21 protein-coding genes and 3 tRNA genes are annotated in these 20,960 nt (G+C 71.9%); 9 read left to right on the top strand and 15 right to left on the bottom strand.

All coding sequences use genetic code 11. The features are described from left to right. Positions 1–86 precede the first annotated feature (86 nt). The 10 genes from DEI99_RS00595 to tilS all read right to left on the bottom strand — a co-directional run bounded on the left by DEI99_RS00595 (position 87) and on the right by tilS (position 9,380). A complete protein-coding gene (locus tag DEI99_RS00595; protein WP_071260245.1) occupies positions 87–779 on the bottom strand; it encodes a Rossmann-like and DUF2520 domain-containing protein in 693 nt (230 codons plus the stop codon). Then, positions 776–2,776 (bottom strand): PH domain-containing protein, encoded by a 2,001-nt coding sequence (locus tag DEI99_RS00590; protein WP_111042509.1) that lies wholly within the window; start codon positions 2,774–2,776, stop codon positions 776–778. Before DEI99_RS00590 ends, DEI99_RS00595 begins: the two co-directional genes overlap by 4 nt. 8 nt (positions 2,777–2,784) lie before the next feature. After that, complete coding sequence (locus DEI99_RS00585) at positions 2,785–3,306, bottom strand: PH domain-containing protein (RefSeq protein ID WP_111042510.1); 522 nt, start codon at positions 3,304–3,306, stop codon at positions 2,785–2,787. Between the two features lie 27 nt (positions 3,307–3,333). Further along, positions 3,334–3,825: a DUF3180 domain-containing protein gene (locus DEI99_RS00580; protein WP_111042511.1), complete on the bottom strand. Its 492-nt coding sequence runs from the start codon at positions 3,823–3,825 to the stop codon at positions 3,334–3,336. Continuing rightward, positions 3,822–4,373, bottom strand: a complete 552-nt coding sequence (gene folK / locus DEI99_RS00575) for a 2-amino-4-hydroxy-6-hydroxymethyldihydropteridine diphosphokinase (RefSeq protein WP_111042512.1) — start codon at positions 4,371–4,373, stop codon at positions 3,822–3,824. The genes DEI99_RS00580 and folK overlap by 4 nt, the downstream gene beginning before the upstream one ends. After that, positions 4,370–4,759 (bottom strand): dihydroneopterin aldolase, encoded by a 390-nt coding sequence (gene folB / locus DEI99_RS00570; protein WP_111042513.1) that lies wholly within the window; start codon positions 4,757–4,759, stop codon positions 4,370–4,372. The genes folK and folB overlap by 4 nt, the downstream gene beginning before the upstream one ends. After that, positions 4,756–5,649 (bottom strand): dihydropteroate synthase, encoded by an 894-nt coding sequence (gene folP / locus DEI99_RS00565; protein WP_111042514.1) that lies wholly within the window; start codon positions 5,647–5,649, stop codon positions 4,756–4,758. Before folP ends, folB begins: the two co-directional genes overlap by 4 nt. A gap of 9 nt (positions 5,650–5,658) precedes the next feature. Further along, a complete protein-coding gene (ftsH, locus tag DEI99_RS00560) occupies positions 5,659–7,644 on the bottom strand; it encodes an ATP-dependent zinc metalloprotease FtsH (protein ID WP_071258178.1) in 1,986 nt (661 codons plus the stop codon). A gap of 155 nt (positions 7,645–7,799) precedes the next feature. Further along, the gene (hpt, locus tag DEI99_RS00555; protein ID WP_017887686.1) at positions 7,800–8,351 is read right to left on the bottom strand and encodes a hypoxanthine phosphoribosyltransferase; all 552 of its coding nucleotides are present in this window, start codon (positions 8,349–8,351) and stop codon (positions 7,800–7,802) included. Positions 8,352–8,360: 9 nt separating this feature from the next. After that, positions 8,361–9,380, bottom strand: coding sequence for a tRNA lysidine(34) synthetase TilS (tilS, locus tag DEI99_RS00550; RefSeq protein WP_111042515.1), 1,020 nt, complete (start codon positions 9,378–9,380; stop codon positions 8,361–8,363). Positions 9,381–9,444: 64 nt separating this feature from the next. On the opposite strand from tilS, the gene DEI99_RS00545 reads away from it, so the two are divergent. Next, the gene (locus DEI99_RS00545; protein ID WP_111042516.1) at positions 9,445–9,936 is read left to right on the top strand and encodes an inorganic diphosphatase; all 492 of its coding nucleotides are present in this window, start codon (positions 9,445–9,447) and stop codon (positions 9,934–9,936) included. A gap of 153 nt (positions 9,937–10,089) precedes the next feature. Here DEI99_RS00545 and DEI99_RS00540 read toward each other — a convergent pair whose 3' ends face one another. Both DEI99_RS00540 and DEI99_RS00535 read right to left on the bottom strand, forming a co-directional pair. After that, entirely contained in the window at positions 10,090–11,550 is a 1,461-nt protein-coding gene (locus DEI99_RS00540) for a C40 family peptidase (protein ID WP_111042517.1), read from the bottom strand. A gap of 34 nt (positions 11,551–11,584) precedes the next feature. Further along, the gene (locus tag DEI99_RS00535) at positions 11,585–12,862 is read right to left on the bottom strand and encodes a peptidoglycan DD-metalloendopeptidase family protein (RefSeq protein ID WP_111042518.1); all 1,278 of its coding nucleotides are present in this window, start codon (positions 12,860–12,862) and stop codon (positions 11,585–11,587) included. Positions 12,863–13,120: 258 nt separating this feature from the next. Here DEI99_RS00535 and DEI99_RS00530 point away from each other — a divergent pair. The 3 genes from DEI99_RS00530 (at position 13,121) to DEI99_RS00520 (ending at position 13,397) form a co-directional block, all read left to right on the top strand. Beyond that, positions 13,121–13,193 (top strand) — tRNA-Glu (locus tag DEI99_RS00530). A 53-nt stretch (positions 13,194–13,246) separates the two neighbouring features. Further along, positions 13,247–13,323: transfer RNA gene (locus tag DEI99_RS00525), tRNA-Asp, on the top strand. A gap of 1 nt (position 13,324) precedes the next feature. Beyond that, positions 13,325–13,397, top strand: a tRNA-Phe gene (locus DEI99_RS00520). 170 nt (positions 13,398–13,567) lie between these two features. Here the strand turns inward: DEI99_RS00520 and DEI99_RS00515 are convergent. Next, entirely contained in the window at positions 13,568–14,578 is a 1,011-nt protein-coding gene (locus DEI99_RS00515; protein WP_071258221.1) for an aldo/keto reductase family protein, read from the bottom strand. A gap of 480 nt (positions 14,579–15,058) precedes the next feature. Between DEI99_RS00515 and DEI99_RS00510 the strand changes: the two genes are divergently transcribed. Continuing rightward, complete coding sequence (locus tag DEI99_RS00510) at positions 15,059–16,051, top strand: NAD-dependent epimerase/dehydratase family protein (protein ID WP_111042519.1); 993 nt, start codon at positions 15,059–15,061, stop codon at positions 16,049–16,051. A gap of 102 nt (positions 16,052–16,153) precedes the next feature. On the opposite strand, the gene rocD is transcribed toward DEI99_RS00510, so the two are convergent. Both rocD and ddaH read right to left on the bottom strand, forming a co-directional pair. After that, on the bottom strand, positions 16,154–17,383 hold the full coding sequence (gene rocD, locus DEI99_RS00505; protein ID WP_111042520.1) for an ornithine--oxo-acid transaminase: 1,230 nt from the start codon (positions 17,381–17,383) through the stop codon (positions 16,154–16,156). After that, positions 17,383–18,285 (bottom strand): dimethylargininase, encoded by a 903-nt coding sequence (gene ddaH, locus DEI99_RS00500; protein ID WP_111042521.1) that lies wholly within the window; start codon positions 18,283–18,285, stop codon positions 17,383–17,385. Before ddaH ends, rocD begins: the two co-directional genes overlap by 1 nt. Before the next feature lie 234 nt (positions 18,286–18,519). Here ddaH and DEI99_RS00495 point away from each other — a divergent pair, with 234 nt between their 5' ends. The 4 genes from DEI99_RS00495 to DEI99_RS00480 are packed head-to-tail and all read left to right on the top strand — an operon-like array spanning position 18,520 to position 20,943. Next, on the top strand, positions 18,520–18,957 hold the full coding sequence (locus tag DEI99_RS00495; RefSeq protein WP_071258236.1) for an Lrp/AsnC family transcriptional regulator: 438 nt from the start codon (positions 18,520–18,522) through the stop codon (positions 18,955–18,957). A gap of 10 nt (positions 18,958–18,967) precedes the next feature. Continuing rightward, complete coding sequence (locus tag DEI99_RS00490; RefSeq protein ID WP_146247162.1) at positions 18,968–19,351, top strand: hypothetical protein; 384 nt, start codon at positions 18,968–18,970, stop codon at positions 19,349–19,351. A 3-nt stretch (positions 19,352–19,354) separates the two neighbouring features. Continuing rightward, positions 19,355–20,185 carry a nitroreductase family protein gene (locus tag DEI99_RS00485; RefSeq protein ID WP_111042523.1) on the top strand — a complete coding sequence of 277 codons (831 nt, stop codon included), beginning with the start codon at positions 19,355–19,357 and terminating at the stop codon, positions 20,183–20,185. Continuing rightward, entirely contained in the window at positions 20,182–20,943 is a 762-nt protein-coding gene (locus tag DEI99_RS00480) for a YqjF family protein (protein WP_111042524.1), read from the top strand. Before DEI99_RS00485 ends, DEI99_RS00480 begins: the two co-directional genes overlap by 4 nt. The last annotated feature ends 17 nt before the right edge of the window (positions 20,944–20,960 follow it).

Raw genomic sequence — 20,960 nt, 5'->3', positions numbered from 1 at the left:
GGGTGCGGCTCCGGGGGTCGTGGGGGTCGGGGGAAATGCTACCCGCGACCGGCGCCGAGCCGGACCCCGCGCGACGTCGCCGCCCGCTACAGCGTCGACTGCCCGTCGGCCGCGGTGAGCGCGTTGTCGACGGCGGACCGCACGAGCGCCCCGAGCACCCGGCCGGGGTGTTCCACCCCGATGCCGGACAGCGTGCCCGCCGACTGGTCGACGATGGCCGTCGAGAACGCCACGGCAGCGCGCACGGCGTCGGCGTAGGCGGGCCGGTCGCCCTCGGCCACCACGAACGGCTCCGCGCCCATCTCGACGACGAGCGCCTGCGCGATCGGCAGCACCGGTGACGGGGCGGTCACCGCGCAGTAGGCGTCGCGCAGCCGGGACAGGTCGACGCTCGTGCCGGTGAACGCCATCGCCGGGTGGATCGCGAGCGGGATCGCCCCGGCCGCCATCGCCGGGGCGAGGATGCCGACGCCGTGGTCGGGGCTCGTGTGCACGACGAGTTGCCCGGGCTGCCAGACGCCGGCGTCGGCCAGGCCCTGGACGAGCGAGGGCAGCTGGTCGTCCGGCACCGCGAGGAGCACGAGTTCGCTGCGCTCGACGAGTTCCGGTGTGGTGAGCACCGGGGCGCCGGGCAGCATCGCCTCGGCGCGGTCGCGTCCTTCGTCCGAGACCGCGGTGACGCCGACGACCGCGTGCTCCGCGTTCGCCAGGGCGGCGCCGAGCACCGGGCCGACGCGTCCGGCACCGACGATGCCGACGCCGAGCCGTCCCGCCCTCATCGGGCGGCCTCCGTCGACGGCACGTCCGTCCACCCCGCGGGCAGCGGCCCGGGAGGCACGGCTCCGATCCGGCGGTCGGCGTCCGGCCCGGCGGACGCACCGGCGAGGGCTCCCCGTCCGCCCGGCGCGCCCGCGTCCGGCACGCCCGCGTCCGGCACGGCGGACGCACCAGCGAGGGCCCCCGGTCCGCCCGGCACTCGCGCGCCCGGCTCGGCAGACGCACCCGCCGGTGCTCCCGGTCCACCCGGCACGCCCGCTCCCGGCCCGGCAGACGCACCGGCCGGTGCTCCTGGTCCGCCCGGCACACCCGTGCCGGACCCGTCAGGGGCGCCGGAGGTGACCCACGACCCGTCCGCAGCGTGCGTGCCGGGCGCGGGGCGGGCCTCCCGTGCGCGCCACCGGTGGGTGGTGTCCACGGCGGCCGCCTCGACGGCGCGGTGGGCGGTCTCGGACCACAGCCGCTGCGCGTCGCGGGCGTCGAGCGCACCGACGCGGGGCGAGACCGGGCCGGCGACGGTGTGCACGTGCACGGAGGCGAGCCGCAGGGCGCGCTCGAGCGGACCCTGCTCGACCTTGACGCTCTGCACCCGGGGCAGGGGCACGACGACGAGCGACCGCCACACCGCGCCGAGGCGGAGCAGCACGGCACCCTGCACGAAGCGGTAGCCGTTGCGGCGCGAGGACAGCGGGCGCAGCCAGGCGCCGCGGCGCGGGGAGTGCACGAAGCCGCCACGGTCGCCGGTGGTGGTCAGGCTGTCGTCGACGACGTCGACGGCCTCGGCCGAGCCCTCGCGCAGGGCCTCCTGCGAGGCGGCGGGACCGGCGACGACGGTGCCGACGAGGCCGGGCAGGATGATGTCGAGGACCTCGCGGACGTCGGCGGCCGTGCCGACCGGCAGCACGATCGACGACACCTGCTGGTTGTTCGACGCCCCGTTGCCGGCGTTCGTCGCGCGGTTGATCCGGACGTCCCACCAGCCGAACGGCCGCCAGAACAGGGGCTGGGCGACGCTGACGGCGTGGATCCGCCCCGGCGGCAGGGTCTCGTTCGAGGTCGAGACGAGGCCGAAGCCGATGCGGATGCCGTCGCGGGTCTCGGCGATCGTGTACTGCAGCGACCGCGAGAACTTGCGGACGTAGTACCCGCCGGCACCGATGACGGCGGGGAACAGCCCGAACAGGAACCCGTACTCGCCGGTGAGCGCGACGCTGACGACCATCGCCGCGACGACCAGCAGGATGAAGAACGTCGTGCCGGACAGCAGCATCGAGGCGATGAGCCGGCCGGGGTGCACCTTCACGATGCGGGTGGCGTGCACGGCGGCGGGGTCGAGCTCGGGCGAGAAGACCTCGCCGAGGCGGTCCTGCAGCACGCCGTGCGACACCCGGGTCGGCCCGCCGGCGGGGTCGTCGTCCTTCGCCCCGGAGGCGAGCACGAGGATCCGCTGCCGCAGGTCGTCGGCGGCCTTCACCCCGAGGTAGGCGAGCTGCACGTTCGCGTCGTTGCCGGCCTGCGCGATCTCGAGCTTCGCGGTACCGAACAGCCGGGGCACGAGCGGCCGCTGGATGTTGATGCCCTGGATGCGGTCGAGTCGCGCCTTCCGGTGGTTCCGGAAGAGCACGCCGGAGCGCACCTCGACGATCTCGCCGGTGACCCGGAACTCGTGCATCCGCCAGGACAGGTAGAAGAGCCCGATGAGGACGACGAGCAGGCCGGCGACACCGAGCAGCACCCAGCCGACCGCGCCGTGCTCGTAGACGTACTGCACGGGGTCGCCGTCCTCGCGCGGGCCGCCCGGGATGAACACGTCGACGAGCCGGTCGCGCAGGCTGTTGAGCACGTAGCCGAGGACGACGATGAGCACGATGCCGCCCTTGAGCAGCGGTGTCAGCGGGTGCAGGCGGTGCCAGTCGCCGTCGGTCAGGGGCGCGGCGGCCGCGGCGTCACCCCGGCGGGGCGGGGCCGGCGGCAGCGGCGGGCCGGGTCGGAAGGTCACGGGTCCCCCTAGAGCCCGGCGCGGCGGGACTCGGCGAGTTCGACCAGCCGGTCGCGCAACGCGTCGGCGTCGGACGCGGGGACCCCGGGGATCCGGACGTTCGTGGCGGCCGCGGCGGTGACGAACTTCAGCTCGCTCATGCCGAGCGCGCGGTCGAGCGGACCGCGGGCGACGTCGACGAGCTGCATGCGGCCGTACGGCACCGCCGTGAAGCGCTGCCACATGAGCCCGCGCCGGACCACCAGGTCGTCGTCCCGCAGGGCGTAGCCGATCGCGCGGACCCGGCGCGGGGTGAGCGACGCCGTGACGATGGTGACGACGGCGGCGGCGAGGCCGATCAGGGTAAAGACCGTGCCGGCCGGCGAGCCGAAGCCGTCGTTGACGACGCCGATGAGCACGAAGCCGGCGGTGAACACCGCGCCGATCACCAGGGCGATGACGAGTTCGGTCCAGACGAGCTTGGCGGACACCCGCGTCCACGCGATGCCCTGCAGGCCGAGGCCGTCCTCGTCGAGTCGTTCACGCGGCATCGCGGGGCCTCCTGGGGTGGTGCTCGGTCAGTCGAGCGTCGTCGAGCCGGTGCCGGGACCGTGACGGTCGTCGTCGTCCTCCGGGGGTGCGACGCACATCCGCTCGGCCACCAGGGCGCAGACCGTCAGGACGACACCGCCGCCGACGGCGACCACGTTCGGCAGGGTCGAGCCTAGCGAAGGCACCACCGCGCGCGTCAGCAGGTAGACGACGAGCCCGGCGCCGAAGCCGGTGAAGAGCGCGCCGCACAGACTGGCGGCCTTCGCGAGCACGACGACGCGGGTCGCGTACAGCGGGTCGACCGGGTGCCGGCGCCCGGCGCCGTCCCGTGCGTGCTGCCGGATCGGGCGCGCCATGGCCACGACGGCGACGCCGATGAACGCGAGCGTGACGCCGAGCGGCACGGCGAGCAGGAGCGTCGGCGCCTGGCGCGAGGCGAGCACGGCGTCGATCGCGTACCCGGCGACGCCGGTGACCACGGCGAGGGCGAGCAGGGTGGAGAGTCGGGTCGGCTTCATGCGCTGGTCACGTTCCGTTCCGGTGCGGAGGCCCGGGTCGGCTCGGCGAGCAGGCGCGGCTCGTCGACGCGCTCGGTGTCGTCCCCCAGTGCGGCGAGCAGGTCGGCCACCGGCCCGGCACCGGGCAGGACGGCCGCGGGGTCGGCGTCGAGCCACGGCGCGAGCACGAACGCCCGTTCGGCGGCCCGCGGGTGCGGCACCGTGAGGGTCGCCGTGTCGATCCGGAGGTCGTCGACGGCCACGACGTCGAGGTCGAGCGTGCGGTCGCCCCAGCGGACGTCGCGGGTGCGGCCGTGGGCGTCCTCGATGCCGTGCAGGGCGTCGAGGAACGCCTGCGGCTCGAGGTCGGTGTCGACGATCACCACGGCGTTGCGGTAGCGGGGCTTCGCGTCGTCCGGGCCGTCCAGCGTGACGGCGACGGACTCGACCTCGTGGCTCGACGCCACCGGGCGCACGCCGGGCAGTGCGGCGACGGCCTCGGCAGCGGCGCGCAGGGTGCTGCCCCGGTCGCCGAGGTTGGCGCCGAGAGCGACCACGACGCGGCTCACGCCGCCCCCTCGACCGGCGCGTCGATGCCGCGGGTGCGGCGGATGGTGATCGACACGTCGGTGAACGGGACGGTGATCGGCGCCTGCGGCTTGTGCACCGTGACCTCGGTCGCCAGGGCGGCGCGGTGGGTCAGGACGACGGCGGCGATGCGCTCGGCCAGCGTCTCGATGAGGTCGACCGGGTCGCGCTCGACCTCGGCGACGACCTGCTCTGCGAGGACCCCGTAGTGCACGGTGGCGTCGAGGTCGTCGCTGCCGGAGGCGGCTCGGGCGTCGAGCTCCACGGCGACGTCGACGACGAAGTCCTGGCCGTCGGCGCGTTCGTGGTCGAAGACGCCGTGGTTGCCGCGGGCGCGGACCCCGACGAGGCGGATGGTGTCGTTCACGAGCGAGCTGCCCTCCAGGCGTCCCAGACGTCGAGCACGGCACGGGTCGGTGCCGGGTCGTGCACGCGCACCCCCCACGCGCCCCGTTCCGCGGCGAGCAGGCTGATGGCGGCGGTGGCGAGGTCGCGCTCGCGCGGAGCGGCTCCCTCGGGGCTCCCGACTCCGTCGAGGAACCGCTTGCGCGACGCGGCGACGAGCACCGGCAGGCCGATCGAGGCGAACCGCTCGTAGCCGGCCAGGATCTCCCAGTTCTGCGCGCCCTGCTTCGCGAAGCCGAGGCCCGGGTCGATGACGACCTGCTCCTGGCGGACCCCGAGGACGATGAGCTCGGCGACGCGCATCTCGACCTCGCGCCGGACCTCGTCCACCGCGTGCGTGTACTCGGCGTTCCGGTACATCCGGTCGCTGTGCCCGCGCCAGTGCATCACGACGAACCGGGTACCGGTGTCCCGGACCACGCGGACCATGTCCGGGTCGGCGAGTCCGCCGGAGACGTCGTTCACGATCGCTGCGCCGGCCTCGACCGCGCGTTCGGCGGTGGCGGCGTTCATCGTGTCGATGCTCACCGGGATGCCCTCGGCCACGAGCTGCCGCACGACCGGCAGCACGCGTTCCTGCTCGACCGCCAGCGGGACCCGTTCGGAGCCCGGACGGGTGGACTCGCCACCGACGTCGACGATGTCGGCACCGGCGGCGACGAGGTCACGGGCGTGGGCGACCGCGGCGTCGTACGCCTGGTGCAGCCCGCCGTCGCTGAACGAGTCGGGGGTGACGTTGAGGATGCCCATCACCCGGGTGCCCGCCGCGCTCGGCACCCGGGTCGCGGGTGCCGAGCGCGGACGGCTCACCTCGGCGAGCCGACGTGCACGTCGCGTCGGGAGGTCGGACATGCCGGCCGCCTAGGCGGGTGCGATGCCCGGGTTGCCGAACGGACGGTGACGCGGGGCCTTCGACGGCTCGCGGTCATCCGGCTCGACGGCGGTGTTCGCGGCCTTGCCGGAGGCGATGGCGGGCAGGTCGCTCACCGGGCGCTTGTCGCTGGAGAGCCACTGCGGGCGCTCCGGCAGCTTGCGGACGTCCTTGAAGATCTCGACGAGCTCGGGGGCGTCGAGCGTCTCCTTCTCGAGGAGCTCACCCGCCAGGCGGTCGAGGATGTCGCGGTTGTCGTTGAGCACCTGGTAGGCCTCGTCGTGCGCGGCCTCGAGCAGGGCACGGGTCTCGGCGTCGACCGTCTCGGCGATGTTCTCCGAGTAGTCGCGACCGGTCCCGCCGCTCATGTCGCGGCCGACGAACGGCTCGCTCGACCCGGAACCGAGCTTGACGGACCCGACCGCACGGCTCATGCCGTACTCGGTGACCATCTTGCGTGCGGTGCCGGTGGCCTTCTCGATGTCGTTCGAGGCGCCCGTCGTCGGGTCGTGGAAGACGATCTCCTCTGCGACGCGACCACCCATGGCGTAGGTGAGCTGGTCGAGCAGCTCGTTGCGGGTGACCGAGTACTTGTCCTCGAGCGGGAGCACCATCGTGTAGCCGAGCGCACGGCCTCGCGGCAGGATCGTGATCTTCGTGACCGGGTCGGTGTGGCGCATGGCCGCGGCCGCCAGGGCGTGTCCGCCCTCGTGGTAGGCCGTGATGAGGCGTTCCTGATCGGACATGATCCGGGTGCGGCGCTGCGGGCCGGCCATCACGCGGTCGACGGCCTCGTCGAGGGCGCGGTTGTCGATGAGCTGCGCGTTCGAACGGGCGGTCAGCAGCGCGCCCTCGTTGAGGACGTTCGCCAGGTCGGCACCGGTGAAGCCCGGCGTCTTGCGGGCGAGCAGCTCGAGGTCGACGCTCGCGGCGAGCGGCTTGCCCTTCGCGTGCACCTCGAGGATCTGCTTGCGGCCGGCCAGGCTCGGCGCGTCGACGCCGATCTGGCGGTCGAAGCGGCCCGGGCGGAGCAGGGCGGGGTCGAGCACGTCGGGACGGTTCGTCGCGGCGATGAGGATGACGTTCGTCTTGCCGTCGAAGCCGTCCATCTCGACGAGCAGCTGGTTGAGCGTCTGCTCGCGCTCGTCGTTGCCGCCGCCGATGCCGGCGCCGCGGTGGCGGCCGACGGCGTCGATCTCGTCGATGAAGACGATGGCCGGCGAGTTCGCCTTGGCCTGCTCGAAGAGGTCACGGACACGGCTCGCACCGACACCGACGAACATCTCGACGAAGTCCGAACCGGAGATCGAGTAGAACGGGACGCCTGCCTCGCCGGCGACGGCGCGCGCGAGCAGGGTCTTGCCGGTGCCGGGAGGGCCGTACAGCAGCACGCCCTTCGGGATCTTCGCGCCGACGGCCTGGAACTTGGCCGGCTCCTTGAGGAACTCCTTGATCTCCTGGAGCTCCTCGATCGCCTCGTCCGAGCCGGCGACGTCCGAGAAGGAGACCTGCGGGTTCTCCTTGTTGTTCATCTTCGCCTTGGACTTGCCGAACTGCATGACCTTCGAGCCGCCGCCCTGGGCGCTCGAGAGCAGGAACCAGAACAGGGCGCCGATGATCAGGAAGGGCAGCAGGATGCTGATGAGCGACAGGAACCAGTTGCCCTGGGACACGTGGTCGTTGTAGCCCTTGGGCAGGTCGGCGTCGTTGACGGCGGTGACGACCTCGTCGCCGCGCGGCGTGGAGTAGTAGAACTGCTCCTGCTTGTCGCCGTCCTTCAGGGTGAGGTCGACGCGCTGCTCGGTCGAGTTGATGACTGCGGACGAGACCTTGCCGTCGGCGAGCTGCTCGAGCCCCTTCTGGGTCTCGATCTGCGACGTGCCGGCCTGGCTGAGCAGACTCCAGCCGATGAAGATGCCCGCCAGCGCGATCAGCACGTAGAGGTACGGGCCGCGGAAGATGCGCTTGAAGTTCATGTGATCCGGGCTGAGATGCCCGACACCTTTCTCTGCCGAAGTTGCGTGCTGATCAGCATACGGCTGCGATTCTGTGGCGAGAATGGGTGTCCTCTGCGGGCGAACTCACCGTTCGGCGAGTGTCCTCGGCGCGAGACCGCGCGGCCCGGACCCGCTCAGCTGTAGACGTGCGGGGCGAGGACGCCGACGCCGCGCAGGTTCCGGTAGCGCTCGTCGTAGTCGAGGCCGTACCCCACCACGAAGGCGTCCGGGATGTCGAAGCCGACGTACTTCACGTCGACCTCGACCTTGGCGGCCTCGGGCTTGCGCAGCAGCGCGACGATCTCGACGCTGGCGGCCCCACGGGACTGCAGGTTCTGCTTGAGCCACGACAGGGTCAGCCCCGAGTCGATGATGTCCTCGACGATGAGGACGTCGCGCCCGTGCAGGTCGGTGTCGAGGTCCTTGAGGATCCGCACCACACCCGACGACTTCGTGCCGGAGCCGTACGACGACACCGCCATCCAGTCCATCCGCGCCTGCATCTTCAGGTGTCGCGAGAAGTCCGCCATCACCATGACGGCCCCCTTGAGGACCCCGACGAGCAGCGGGTCACGCCCCGCGTAGTCGGCGTCGACGACCGCCGCGAGCTCGGCGAGCTTCTCGTCGATCTGCTCGGGGGTGAAGAGCACTTCGGACAGGTCTGCCTGGACGTCGGAGAGTTCCACCGCTCCAGCCTAACCGGCGCTGAACGCGATGCGGTCGCCGATCCGCGCCGCACGGACGCCCGGCAGGTCGATCGGGCCCTGGCCGCTCCAGTCCGTCACGAGCCGGCAGACCTCGAGCGTCTGCACGCGGGACAGCGTCACCCCGAACTCGCTCCGCACCGCGAGCCGGACCAGCCGCTGCCGCAGCGCCGGCGGGTTCGCGGCGAGTCCCGGCACGGACAGCGAGATGCCCGCCTCGGAGTGCTCGGCCAGGTCCTCGGCGATCTCCTCGGCGAAGTGGTCGAGCGCCGCGGCGTCCTCGCGCAGCTGGTCGGCCGTCCGGGCGAGCGCCTCGGGCACCCCGGCGCCGAGCTCCCGTTCGAGCACCGGCATGAGCGCCTGCCGCACCCGCACCCGGGCGAACGCCGGGTCGTCGTTCTGCGGGTCCTGCCAGGGCGCGAGGCCCGCGGCGGCGCACGCCTGCCGGGTGGTGTGGCGCCGCACCGCGAGCAGCGGCCGGCCGTAGGCCGGGCCCTCCGCGCGCCGGACGAGCGGCTGCATGCCGGACAGGCTGTCCGGCCCGCTGCCGCGCAGCAGGCCCAGCAGCACCGTCTCGGCCTGGTCGTCGAGCGTGTGCCCGAACAGCACGAGGGGTGCGCCGACGGCGGACGTGACGTCCGCGACGGCCGCGTGGCGGGCCTCCCGGGCGGCGCCTTCCGGACCGCCGTCGGAGCCGACGGCGACCCGACGGACCGTCACGGGGTCGAGTCCCAGCTCGGCGGCCTGTCGGGAGGCACGGGTCGCCACCGCCTCGGAGCCCGCCTGGAGCGCGTGGTCGACGACCACCGCTCCGGACCGGAGCCCCTGCTTCGACGCCTCGAACGCGGTCGCCGCGGCGAGCGCGAGCGAGTCCGGTCCGCCGCTCAGCGCGACGAGCACCAGGTCGCCGTCGGCGACGACACCCTGGGCACGGGCGTCGGCGAGCAGCGTGCGCACCGCTCGACGGGTGTCGGCGACCGCGGGGTCCAGCCGGGGGCGCGGAGAGTTCACCCGGTAACGTTAGCCGCGCTTTCGGAACCACCGACAGCCCGTTCGACAAACCAGGAGTGCAGACATGGCCGCGTACGACGTCGTCGTCGAGATCCCCAAGGGCAGCCGCAACAAGTACGAGGTGGACCACGAGACCGGTCGCGTCTACCTCGACCGCGTGCTGTTCACGTCGTTCGTCTACCCGACCGACTACGGCTTCTTCGAGAAGACCCTGGCCGACGACGGCGACCCCGTGGACGCGCTGCTGCTGCTCGAGTTCCCGACGTTCCCCGGCGTGGGCGTCAAGGTCCGTCCGGTCGGCGTCTTCAAGATGAGCGACGAGGCCGGCAAGGACGAGAAGGTCCTCGTGGTCCCCGCGAAGGACCCGCGCTGGGCGCACATCCAGGACATCTCGGACGTGCCGGAGCAGACCAAGGCCGAGATCGCGCACTTCTTCGAGCGATACAAGGACCTCGAGCCGAACAAGTGGGTCAAGGCCGAGGGCTGGGGCGACGCCGCCGAGGCCGAGGCGATCGTGCAGGCCGGCCAGGCCGCGTACGTGCCCGGTTCGCACTGACGGAACGTTCGGGTTCGGCCGGCCGGCCTCGTGCGGCCGGCCTCGCCCGCCCGGACAGCTGATCGCGCCCCCGTGCGGTCGTTGCACCCCGACTCTTCGGGGCGCGGTGACCGTGCGGGGGCGCGTTCATGTGCGGCTGCTCGCGCAGGTGCCTCAGAGGGAGCCGCTCGGACGGGCGACGTAGGGCAGGAGCTCGTTCGGCAGCCAGACGGCGCGCTCGACCACGCCCACCCCGGGCCGCGCGGCCTCGACCATCATGCCGTTGCCGGTGTAGATCGAGTCGTGGTAACCGCCTGAAGCAGTTCCGGTGTGCGAGTAGAAGAGGATGTCGCCGGGCTGGCGCTGCGACAGCGGCACGAGCCGTCCGATCGAGGCGAAGTGGTTGTACTGCCAGACCACGTTGTGCCCGCCGGTCGGGATGCCCTGCGAGCCGTAGGCCATCATCACGAGACCGGAGCAGTCCCAGGTGTTCGGCCCGGCGCCGTTCAGCACGTACGGCTTGCCGAGCTGGGCCCGCGCGTAGGCGATGGCGCCGGCGGCTTTCGACGGGCCGCTCGGGACGGTGGGCGTCGGAGCGGGGGCGGGGGCCGGAGCGGGCTTCGGCTTGCTCGGTGCTGGTGCCGGAGCCGGTGCCGGTGCCGGGTTCGCGGGGGCGGGCTTCGCCGGCTTCGGCTTGCTCGGCTTGCTCGGCGCTGGCTGCGCGGGAGCCGGGTTCGCCGGGGTGTTCGTCGAGGGGGTGCTCGTGGACGGCGTGCTCGTCGACGGGTCGGAACTGCCGGTGGATGCGCCCGGGCGGGTGCCCGTCGCTCGTCCGTCACCGTCACCGTCGCGTGCGGTCTGCGCCGCCAGGGCGATCTCGGCGGCCTTCGCCTGCTGCGCCGTCCAGTACGCGGTCTCCGTCGCGACGCTCGTGCCCTTGAGGTAGGCGAGCTGGCGCAGGACCTCGTCCTGCTGCTCCTGCTGCTCCTGCACCCGGGCCTGCGCGTCGGCGGACACGTCGTTCGCCGTGGTGAGCGCGCTCTCGGACGTCTTGGTCGCCGCGCGGAGCGCCGTGGTGGCGGCGTCCTGCTGGTCGGCGAGGGAGTCGACGGTGTTCTGGTCGGCCCGCGCCTCGGCGAGGACGGTCGCCGACCGCTCGGACAGGTGCGACATCGTGCCGACGCGGTAGAGCAGGTCCTCGGAGTCGGACCCGTCGACGAGCATCGCGGTGGACAGGTCGCCGCCGCCGGTGCGCGACAGCTCGACCACGAGGCCGGCGACCTGCCCGGCGGAGTCGTCGGCCTTCGCCTTCGCGCGCTTCGACTGCGCGGCGAGGTCGTCGAGGGTGTCCTGCGCCTGCTGCTGCTGCGACACCGCCATGGCGTACGCCTGTCCCGCCTGCTGCTCCACGACACCGGCGCGGTCGGCGGCCTCCTGCAGCGACGTGAGCCGCGAGCTCAGCTCGTCGACGGTCTGCTGGGCGTCGGCGGCGTCCGACTTGGCGGCCTTCACGTCGTCCCACGAGGGACCCGACGGGGCAGCCTGGGCCGGACCGGCGACGACGAGCGACAGCCCGAGGCCGAGCACGGCGACGGTCGCGATCCCGCAGGACAGGGAGCGGGCGGACAGGTTCATGACGTGGGCCGGGGCCTTCCGACGGCGCTGATGCTCAAACCGAGATCCCCCGCGCTGCCATGAAGGGGACCGGGTCGACGGCGGCGCCGTTGATCCGGGTCTCGAAGTGCAGGTGGCAGCCGGTCGACCAGCCGGTCGAGCCGATCTTCGCGATCTGCTGCCCGGCGGTGACGTGCTGCCCGCTCGTGACGAGGATGCCCCCGTCGACGACGTGCCCGTAGGCCGTCGAGATGCCGCCGCCGTTGTCCAGCACGACCTCGTTGCCGTAGCCGCCGCCGTTCCCGGCGAAGGTCACGGTGCCGTCGTGCGCCGCGTAGATCGGCGCGTAGCAGGCGGGGGCCAGGTCCACCCCGGCGTGCAGTGCCGTGTAGTGCGTGTACGGGTCGACGCGGTACCCGTAGCCGCTCGTCTGGAAGCCGCCGGACGGCCGAACCCAGCCGGCCGAGTTCGCCGTGCCACCACCGGTGCCGCCCTGGCTCGTCGCCGCGGCCTTCGCCGCCGCCCGGGCCGCCGCGGCCGCGATGCGCTCCTGCCGCGCCTTCTCGGCGGCCACGCCCCGCTTGTACGCCGACTCGACACCGTGCTGCTTCGTCGTGAGCGCGGTGAGCTGCGCCTCGAGCCGGGTCTCGTTGTCGTTCTGCGCGTCGACGGCTGTCTGTGCCGCGTCCGCCGCACCCTGCGCTTCCTGCATCGTCGACTGCGCGGCGTCCGCGAGGTCGCCGAGGGCGTCCTTCGCGGAGTCGGCCTTGTCCGCCTGGGCCTGGGCCGTGCCGCGGTCCTGCGTGGCCTGCGAGTAGATGCCGTCGGCCTGCTCGCTGAGCTTCGACATCGCGCCGAGCTCGTACAGCAGGTCGCCGGAGTTCGACGGGTGGGTGAGGATGTCCGTCGTCACGTCGTTGGCGCTCGCCCGCCCGAGCTGCGCGGCGAGCTGGCCCGCCTGCTCCTCGGACTGGGTCGCCGTCTTCGCCGCGTCGTCGGCCTGCGCCTGCAGCTTGTGCTGCGCGAGCGCCGCGGCGTCGTACTTGGTCTGTGCGGCCTGGTAGGCCTCACCGGCGGCCTGCGCGGCCTTCTGCTTCGCGGCGGCCTCGGACTGCAGCGACGAGATGAGCGACTTGATCTCGGAGACCTTGGCCTGCTGGGCGCTCGTCGACTTCTTCGCCTGCTGCACCTCGCTCCACGACGGGTACGACGCAGCGCTGGCCGACGCCGTGGGCGCCAGCGCGGCGAGCGTGCCGGCCGTGAGCACGACGGCGGCCGCAGCGGCGACGAGGCGGCTGCGGGAGCGGAGGGAGGTCTGGGCTGAGGTCGACATGTATCTCGATTTCGTAACAGCGCGGCAAGGCTCACGCACGTAACACTGTTAACAGAGGCAACAGTAACAACAGGAGGCGCAGGGTCGACAGCCCCTCGGACGAGGGATGCCGACCGCCGACGATGCTCGCACCACGGCCTCCGACGAGCCTGCGGCGACGGCGCGACACGCCGGGGATCACGGGCGAACGGGCCTCGATTTGTGAAACCCGCGGGGCATCCGTATGCTTGTCCATCGGTAGCGCGATGCACTGCTTGCGGCCCTATCGTTTAGTGGCCTAGGACACCGCCCTTTCACGGCGGCAGCACGGGTTCGAATCCCGTTGGGGTCACTCTCCGAGTGAGCGAGCAAGCAGTACTGAACAACACCACAGCAATTCAACATGGCCCTGTAGCGCAGCTGGTTAGCGTGCCGCCCTGTCACGGCGGAGGTCGCGGGTTCAAGTCCCGTCAGGGTCGCCACGGCTGGATAGCTCAGTTGGTAGAGCGTTCGACTGAAAATCGAAAGGTCCACGGATCGATGCCGTGTCCAGCCACCGGTGAAGGCCCCCTGCTTCGGCAGGGGGCCTTTTCGGTTGTCCGAGGGGTGTTTCTTCCGGGGTCTTCGGCGGCGGCGGTTCGCTTCCGCCCCGCACAACGGACGTCACCCCGAACCACGCGAGTGTGCGGTTCGGGGTGACTCCGGTCGTGCGGACCGGTCGATCGATCAGGCCTCGCGGGTCTTCGGGCTGCTGTCGTTCGTCTTGGCCGGGTCGCGCTCGACCACGGAGCCGAGCACGTCGTCGATCCGGGTCAGCAACTCGGCCGGGATCGTCACACCGGCGGCGCCGGCGTTGTCGTGCACCTGCTCCGGACGCGAGGCGCCGATGATCGCACTCGCGACGTTCTCGTTCTGCAGCACCCACGCGACGGCGAGCTGCGCCATCGACAGGTCGAGCTCGTCGGCGATCGGCTTGAGCTCCTGGACGGCCGAGAGCACCTCGTCGTTCATGAAGCGCTCGATCATCTTCGCGCCGCCCTTGTCGTCCGTGGCCCGCGAGCCCTCGGGCAGGGGCTGACCCGGCTGGTACTTGCCGGTGAGCACGCCCTGGGCGATCGGCGACCAGACGATCTGCGAGATGCCGAGCTCCTTCGAGGTCGGCACCACCTCGTCCTCGATGACGCGCCACAGCGCCGAGTACTGCGGCTGGTTCGAGATGAGCTGGAAGCCGAGGTCCTTCGCCAGCGCCGCACCCGCACGGAGCTGGTCGGCGGTCCACTCGCTCACGCCGACGTACAGGACCTTGCCCTGCCGCACGATGTCGGCGAAGGCCTGCATGGTCTCTTCGAGGGGGGTCTCGTGGTCGAACCGGTGCGCCTGGTACAGGTCGACGTAGTCCGTCTGCAGCCGCTCGAGCGAACCGTCGATCGACTCGAGGATGTGCTTGCGGGACAGCCCGGTGTCGTTGTGCCCCTTCGGCCCGGTCGGACCGAACACCTTCGTGGCGATCTCGAGGGACTGGCGCCGCTCCCCCTTGAGCGCCTCGCCCAGGACGGTCTCGGCGCCGGTGTTGGCGTAGACGTCGGCGGTGTCGAACGTCGAGATGCCGACCTCGAGCGCGGCCTTGACGCAGGCGATCGCCGCGTCGTTCTCGACCTGTGAGGCGTGGGTGAGCCAGTTGCCGTAGGTGATCTCAGAGACCTTGAGGCCCGAGTTGCCGAGGTAGCGGTACTCCATGTGCGTGTCACTCCTGTCGTGGCCGCGTCGGTGCGGCTCGACCCGTGACGGTAGTCCTCGGGTCGGTGCCAGAGCACAGCGGCCGACGTCGTCCACACGACGAAACCCCGGCGATGTGGCCTGAGCCAGGGATCGTTCCGGGGTCTTCGCTGTCCATCCTCGCATGTCTCCGTCGGCGCGTGCGATTGCGGACGAGCGCGGCGCACAGGCACTTGCATGAACCAGACCCCTCAGTCACTCGTCCAGCTGCTGTCCGACGAGGTGCCGTCTGCGCTGATCCAAGCCGTGGTCTTCACAGGCGTCTCGATCGCCGCAGACTTCGTCCGTGGTCGATGGCTCCGTGAGCGGTCCGGTCACGGAGGCAGGATGCCCCTGCGCCGCGCTGTCCGATCGGGCCACGTTCGCGCCCGGTCCGTCGGGGAGGTGCAGGATCGAGGGAGTGCGGCACGGAGCGGTGCCGCCAGGAGCGAGGGAGCACCCATGACCGGAGCGAGCGTGTTGTTCATCGGCGGGAGCGGCGTCATCAGCGCCGCCTGCGTGCGGGAAGCCGTCGAGCAGGGGTTCGACGTGACCGTGCTCAACCGGGGGACCACCGGGGGCAGGCCGATCCCGGAGGGTGTGACGCGCCTCCAGGCCGACGTGTCGGACCGCGGCGCACTGGCGGACGTGCTCGGCGACCAGCGCTTCGACGTGGTCGTGAACTGGATCGCCTTCACGCCGGACCAGGTGCAGGCGGACGTCGACTTCTTCGCGGGGCGGACGCGGCAGTACGTGTTCATCAGCTCGGCCTCGGCGTACCAGACGCCGGCGACGCACCTGCCGATCACGGAGTCGACGCCGCTGAAGAACCCGTACTGGCAGTACTCGCGCGACAAGATCGCGTGCGAGGAGCTGCTGGTGCAGGCGTACCGGGAGCAGGACTTCCCGGTGACGATCGTGCGGCCGTCGCACACCTACGACGAGACGAAGCTGCCGCTGACCGGCGGCTGGACCGCGGTGGCGCGGATGCGCGCGGGCAAGCCGGTCATCATCACCGGTGACGGGACCTCGTTGTGGACCCTGACGCACAGCCGCGACTTCGCGGTCGGGTTCACTGGGCTGCTCGACAACGCTTCGGCAGTCGGGGAGGCCTTCACGATCACGAGCGACGAGGCGCCGACGTGGAACGCCATCGCGCACGAGATCGCGGCGGCGGCCGGGGTCGAGGACCTGCGGATCGTGCACGTGCCGGCGGACGCCATCAACGCGGTGGACCCGGAGTGGGGCGCGGCGCTGCTCGGCGACAAGGCGAACAGCTCGGTGTTCGACAACAGCAAGGTCCGGTCGCTCGTGCCGTGGTACCGGCCGCGCACGACCTACCGGCAGGGGGTGCGCGAGGTCATCGCCTGGTACGAGGCCCACCCCGAGGAGCAGGTCGTGGACGAGCGGCTCGACGGCTTGATGGACGAGCTGGCGGCGCGCTGGGCGGTGTGAGGCGCGGGGCGGCGGCCGCACGGCCGCGGCGTTTGGTGAGCAGAAATGGTCGGGTCGCCCGAGGGCACCCGACCATTTCTGCTCACGAAGCGAGCGCGGAGCTCAGGCTCGGTCGCGCAGGACCTCGCCGAGCACGTCGATCGCGAAGCGGATCTCGTCGTCGGTGACGACGAGGGGCGGCGCGAAGCGGATCGTCGACCCGTGGGTGTCCTTCACCAGGAGTCCGCGGTCGGCGAGGTCCTTCGCGATCGCCTTGCCGGTGCCGAGTGCGGGGTCGATGTCGATCCCGGCCCAGAGTCCGGCCACGCGGTGCGACACGACGCCGTGCCCGACGAGCTCGTCGAGCAGGCCGCGCAGCAGCGGTTCGCCCTCGAGGGCCCGCTGCTGGAACGTGCCCTCACCGAGCATCGCCACGACCTCGGCGCCGACGGCTGCGGCGAGGGGGTTGCCGCCGAAGGTGGACCCGTGCTCGCCGGGGCGCAGGACGCCGAGGACGTCGCGCGAGCCCACCACCGCAGACACCGGCACGATGCCGCCGCCCAGGGCCTTGCCGAGCGTGATGAGGTCGGGCCGGACGCCGACACGCTGCACCGCGAGCGTGTGCCCGGTGCGACCGAGGCCAGACTGGATCTCGTCCGCGATGAACAGCGCACCGAACTCGTCGCAGACCTGCCGGACGGACGGCAGGTACGACTCCGGGGGGATGACCACGCCGCCCTCGCCCTGGATCGGCTCGAGCAGCACGGCGACGACGGTCTCGTCCATCGCCGCGCGCAGAGCAGCGGCGTCGCCGTAGGGCACCGTGCGGAAGCCCGGCGTGTACGGGCCGAAGTCGTCGCGGGCCGAGGGGTCGTCGGAGAACGAGATGATCGTCGTGGTGCGGCCGTGGAAGTTCCCGGACGCGACGATGATCGTCGCCCGCTCGGCCGGCACGCCCTTGACCCGGTAGCCCCAGGCGCGGGACACCTTGATCGCGGACTCGACGGCCTCGGCGCCGGTGTTCATCGGCAGGACCATCTCGGTCCCCGTCAACGCCGCCAGTGCTGCCGCGAACGGCCCGAGCTGGTCGTTCACGAACGCGCGGCTGGTCAGCGTCACGCGGTCGAGCTGCGCCCGTGCGGCGGCGAGCAGCCGCGGGTTGCCGTGGCCGAAGTTCACCGCCGAGTACGCGGCGAGGCCGTCCAGGTACTGCTTGCCGTCGACGTCGGTGACGGTCGCTCCGGCACCCGACGCGATGACGACGGGCAGCGGGCTGTAGTTGTGCGCGAGGGCGCGGTCCTCGACGGCGAGCGCCGCCGCGGTGTTGACCCCGAGCGACGCTGCCGCCGACATCAGCTGACCCCGAGGGAACGCGCGACCGAGGTGCCGGTGCCGACCGGGTGCAGGTCGAGGGTGCAGCACTTCACGCCGCCGCCGCCGAGCAGCAGCTCGGACAGGTCGACGCCGATCGGGTTGTAGCCCTTCTCACGCAGCTGCGACGCGAACGTGGTCGCGCGGGCGGCGATCACGACGTTGTACCCGTCGGAGTACGAGTTCAGGCCGAGGATCGCGGCGTCCTCTTCCGTCGCGATGATCGCGTCGGGGAAGCGCTCGCGCAGGATCGCCAGCGACGGCTCGTCGAAGGCGCTCTCGAGGTAGGCGATGTTCGACGTCCCGTCCGCCGCGGGCTCGGGGTCGAGCACGGCGATGGCGGTGTCGAGGTGGTAGAAGCTCGGGTTGATGAGCTTGAGGGTGACGACCTCGCGGCCGTAGATCGTCGCGAGCTCGTCGTGCGAGGTGCTGTCCGACCGGAAGCCGGTGCCGGCGAAGATGGTGTCCCCGATGAGCAGGAAGTCACCCTCGCCCTCGTTGGTCTGCTCCGGCTCGGCGACGGTCAGGCCGGCCTGGCGGAACCAGTCCATGTACGCCGGGCCCTCGGGCTGGCGCTCGGGGTACTGGAACTTCGCGCCGTAGGCGATGCCGTCGAGGACGAACCCGCCGTTGGCTGCGTAGACCATGTCCGGCAGGCCGTCGATGGGGTCGATGTACGAGATGTCGAAGCCGAGCTGCTCGTAGACGGCGACGAGCGACTCCCACTGCTCGACGGCCTTCGACGTGTCGGTCGGCTCCTCCGGGTGCATCCACGGGTTGATCCGGTAGCTCACCGTGTAGAAGTCCGGCTTGCACATCAGGATCGTGCGCTTCGTGGCGACACGGGCCGGAGCGGTGGGAGTGGCGGGTGCGGTGTTCGACATCAGTCCTCCGAGGACCGGGGTCCGAGCCTGCCAGGAACCACCACTGAAAGTTGCTCCGGCGAGATGCAGGCTCACTCGCCGTAGCGGACCAGGTCGACGCCGCTCCGATCCTCGCACAGACCGTCCGAGCCGTGCAGTGCTCCGTGCCGAACCGCGTGGCACCCGTTCGGGTGACGCACGATTCGTGCGTGGAACCCGTCGGGCTCGCAACGACCCCGCGTACGATGGGAGTCGATGGACACACTCGATCACCGCATCCTGGACCAGCTCCGGGACAATGCCCGTGCCGGCTACGGCGACATCGGGTCGGTGGTCGGACTCTCCGCGTCGGCCGTCAAGCGCCGGGTGGACCGACTCGTGGGCGACGGGGTGATCCAGGGCTTCACGATCAAGGTGGACCCGGCGGTCGAGGACCGCGGCACCGAGGCCTGGGTCGAGCTCTACTGCCGCGGCACCGTCTCGCCCGACGAGCTGCGGGCGCTGCTCGACACCGTCCCCGAGGTCGTCGACGCCGGCACGGTGACCGGCAGCGCCGACGCCGTCGTGCACATGCGCTCGAAGGACCTGTCCGCGCTGGAGGAGGCGCTCGACCGCGTCCGCCTCGCGCCCCAGGTCGACCACACGCGCTCGGCGATCGTGCTCTCCAAGCTCGTCAGTCGCGAATCCGCGTAACGTCCCACGCATGGGACGGATGACGACGGCCAGGAGGCCCGGATCACCGCCCACGGGATCGCGTCCCGCCCGTCGGCTGGTCGCCGCTGCGAGCGTCGCGTACCTCGTGAACTGCCTCTGGGGCACCGCGGTCGCCGTGCGGCTCATCCGCACGAAGAAGCTCCGCGTCGTGCACCACGGGCTGTTCGTCGTGACCGCGACCCTGACCGGCGTCGCCGCGACCACCCCCGTGTGGACGCGCGACCGGACCGCGCTGTTCCTGCTGCCGGCACTCGCGCCCCTGGCGGTCGCTCCGCGCACGGACCCGCGCTCCCGAGCACACTGGAAGGTCGCGGTCGCGGCTGCACCGTCCTACCTGGCAGCGGTGCTCGCCGGCCGACGACGAGAGAGGTGAGCGGTGGAGCTGTTCGAGGCCATCCGACGACGACGCACGACGAACGGGGCGTTCCTGCCCGATCCGGTGTCCGAGGAGCACCAGCGGCTGCTCATGGAGCTCGCCGGCCGGGCGCCGTCGCAGTTGAACAGCCAGCCGTGGCGGTTCGTGGTGATCGAGGAGCGCGACACGATCGACCGGGTCGCGGAGATCAGCGGGCGGTCGATGACCAGCACGATGGCCGAGGGGACGTTCTTCGAGCGGTACAAGCCGTACTTCCGGTTCTCGCAGGCCGAGATGGACTCCCGGCGCGACGGCATGCTGTTCGACAAGCTGCCCGCACCGCTCCGGCCCTTCACGAAGCAGGTGTTCACCAAGCGTGGGCAGGTGCTCATGAACGCGCTGCGGGTGCCGCAGACGCTGGGTGCGGAGAACCGGAAGCTCGTCGCCGGGTCGCCGCTGCTGCTCGGCGTGCTGCTCGACCGTGACGAGTACCGCAAGGAGGCACGGAACGCGTTCTACTCGGTGTTCAGCATGGGCGCCGCGATGGAGAACGTCTGGCTCGCCACCACCGAGCTCGGCCTCGGGATCCAGTTCGTGTCGTTCCCGATGGAGATCGAGGAGGCGTGGGCCGAGGTCGAGTCCCTGCTCGAGGTCCCGCCGGAGCTCGAGCTGATGGCCGTGTACCGGATCGGGTACCTGCCACCCGAGCGTCGGCGCCCCGCGATCGACTGGGTGTCGAACGAGCGGAAGCGACCGTCGCAGTACGTGTTCCGCGGCACGTGCGCGACCCCGCAGACCGGGTGGGACGACCTGCCCGTCGTGAGCACCGACCCGGAGGCGACCACCCCGTGACCGACACCCGACCCGCTGACGGCACCCCGGGCCTCCAACCCGTCGCCCCCGGCCTGACCGGCCGCCCCTGGATCTCGCAGGACTGGCTCGACGTCGTCTTCGTGCACTGGCGCGTCGACGTGTCGGCGGTGGCCCCGCTGCTGCCGGCCGGCACCCGACCCGACACGATGGCGCTCGACGGGACCGACGACGGGGTGACCACCTGGGTGGGCCTCATCGCGTTCCGGTTCGAGGACACCCGGTTCCCGCCGTTCTCGACCGGGAGCATCGGCGACTTCGTCGAGCTGAACGTCCGCGTCTACACGGTCGACGAGCAGGGGCAGCGCGGCGTCGTGTTCCTGTCGCTCGACGCCGGCAAGCTCCTGCCGACCCTCGGCGCACGCGTCGCGACCGGCCTGCCCTACCGGTGGGCCGTGGCCGAGTCGCGGAGCGGTGACGACCGCGTCGGGTACGCGATGCGGCGGCACGGCACCCACCTGCGGTCGATGGTCGACGTCCGTGTCGGCGACCCGATCGCCGAACCGACGACGCTCGAGACGTTCCTGACGGCACGGTGGGGCATGCACGTCCGTCGGGGCGGGCGCACCCGGTTCTGGCCGAACGAGCACGAGCCGTGGCCGTTGCACCGCGCCTCGGTGGTGTCGATGCGGGACGACCTGGTCGGGGCGGCCGGGCTGCCGTTCGGGCTCACCGAACTCGAACCGGACTCGGTGCTCTACTCGCCGGGGGTCACGACGCGGTTCGGTCGGGGGCGCTGACCGCGCGCTGCTCGGGG

The sequence above is a fragment of the Curtobacterium sp. MCLR17_036 genome (assembly GCF_003234445.2).
GTDB lineage: Bacteria > Actinomycetota > Actinomycetes > Actinomycetales > Microbacteriaceae > Curtobacterium.
Note: the sequence above shows the minus strand (reverse complement) of the source record. Positions and strands in the feature narration are given on the sequence as shown.

Bases quoted from the DNA above. Each gene is read 5' to 3' on its own strand.
- DEI99_RS00495 (WP_071258236.1), top strand. From the start codon at position 18,520: ATGGACACACTCGATCACCGCATCCTGGACCAGCTCCGGGACAATGCC.
- DEI99_RS00580 (WP_111042511.1), bottom strand. From the start codon at position 3,825: ATGAAGCCGACCCGACTCTCCACCCTGCTCGCCCTCGCCGTGGTCACC.
- DEI99_RS00595 (WP_071260245.1), bottom strand. From the start codon at position 779: ATGAGGGCGGGACGGCTCGGCGTCGGCATCGTCGGTGCCGGACGCGTC.
- rocD (WP_111042520.1), bottom strand. From the start codon at position 17,383: ATGTCGGCGGCAGCGTCGCTCGGGGTCAACACCGCGGCGGCGCTCGCC.
- DEI99_RS00535 (WP_111042518.1), bottom strand. From the start codon at position 12,862: ATGTCGACCTCAGCCCAGACCTCCCTCCGCTCCCGCAGCCGCCTCGTC.
- ftsH (WP_071258178.1), bottom strand. From the start codon at position 7,644: ATGAACTTCAAGCGCATCTTCCGCGGCCCGTACCTCTACGTGCTGATC.
- DEI99_RS00540 (WP_111042517.1), bottom strand. From the start codon at position 11,550: ATGAACCTGTCCGCCCGCTCCCTGTCCTGCGGGATCGCGACCGTCGCC.
- DEI99_RS00490 (WP_146247162.1), top strand. From the start codon at position 18,968: ATGGGACGGATGACGACGGCCAGGAGGCCCGGATCACCGCCCACGGGA.
- ddaH (WP_111042521.1), bottom strand. From the start codon at position 18,285: ATGTCGAACACCGCACCCGCCACTCCCACCGCTCCGGCCCGTGTCGCC.
- DEI99_RS00585 (WP_111042510.1), bottom strand. From the start codon at position 3,306: ATGCCGCGTGAACGACTCGACGAGGACGGCCTCGGCCTGCAGGGCATC.
- DEI99_RS00510 (WP_111042519.1), top strand. From the start codon at position 15,059: ATGACCGGAGCGAGCGTGTTGTTCATCGGCGGGAGCGGCGTCATCAGC.
- DEI99_RS00545 (WP_111042516.1), top strand. From the start codon at position 9,445: ATGGCCGCGTACGACGTCGTCGTCGAGATCCCCAAGGGCAGCCGCAAC.
- folP (WP_111042514.1), bottom strand. From the start codon at position 5,649: ATGTCCGACCTCCCGACGCGACGTGCACGTCGGCTCGCCGAGGTGAGC.
- DEI99_RS00515 (WP_071258221.1), bottom strand. From the start codon at position 14,578: ATGGAGTACCGCTACCTCGGCAACTCGGGCCTCAAGGTCTCTGAGATC.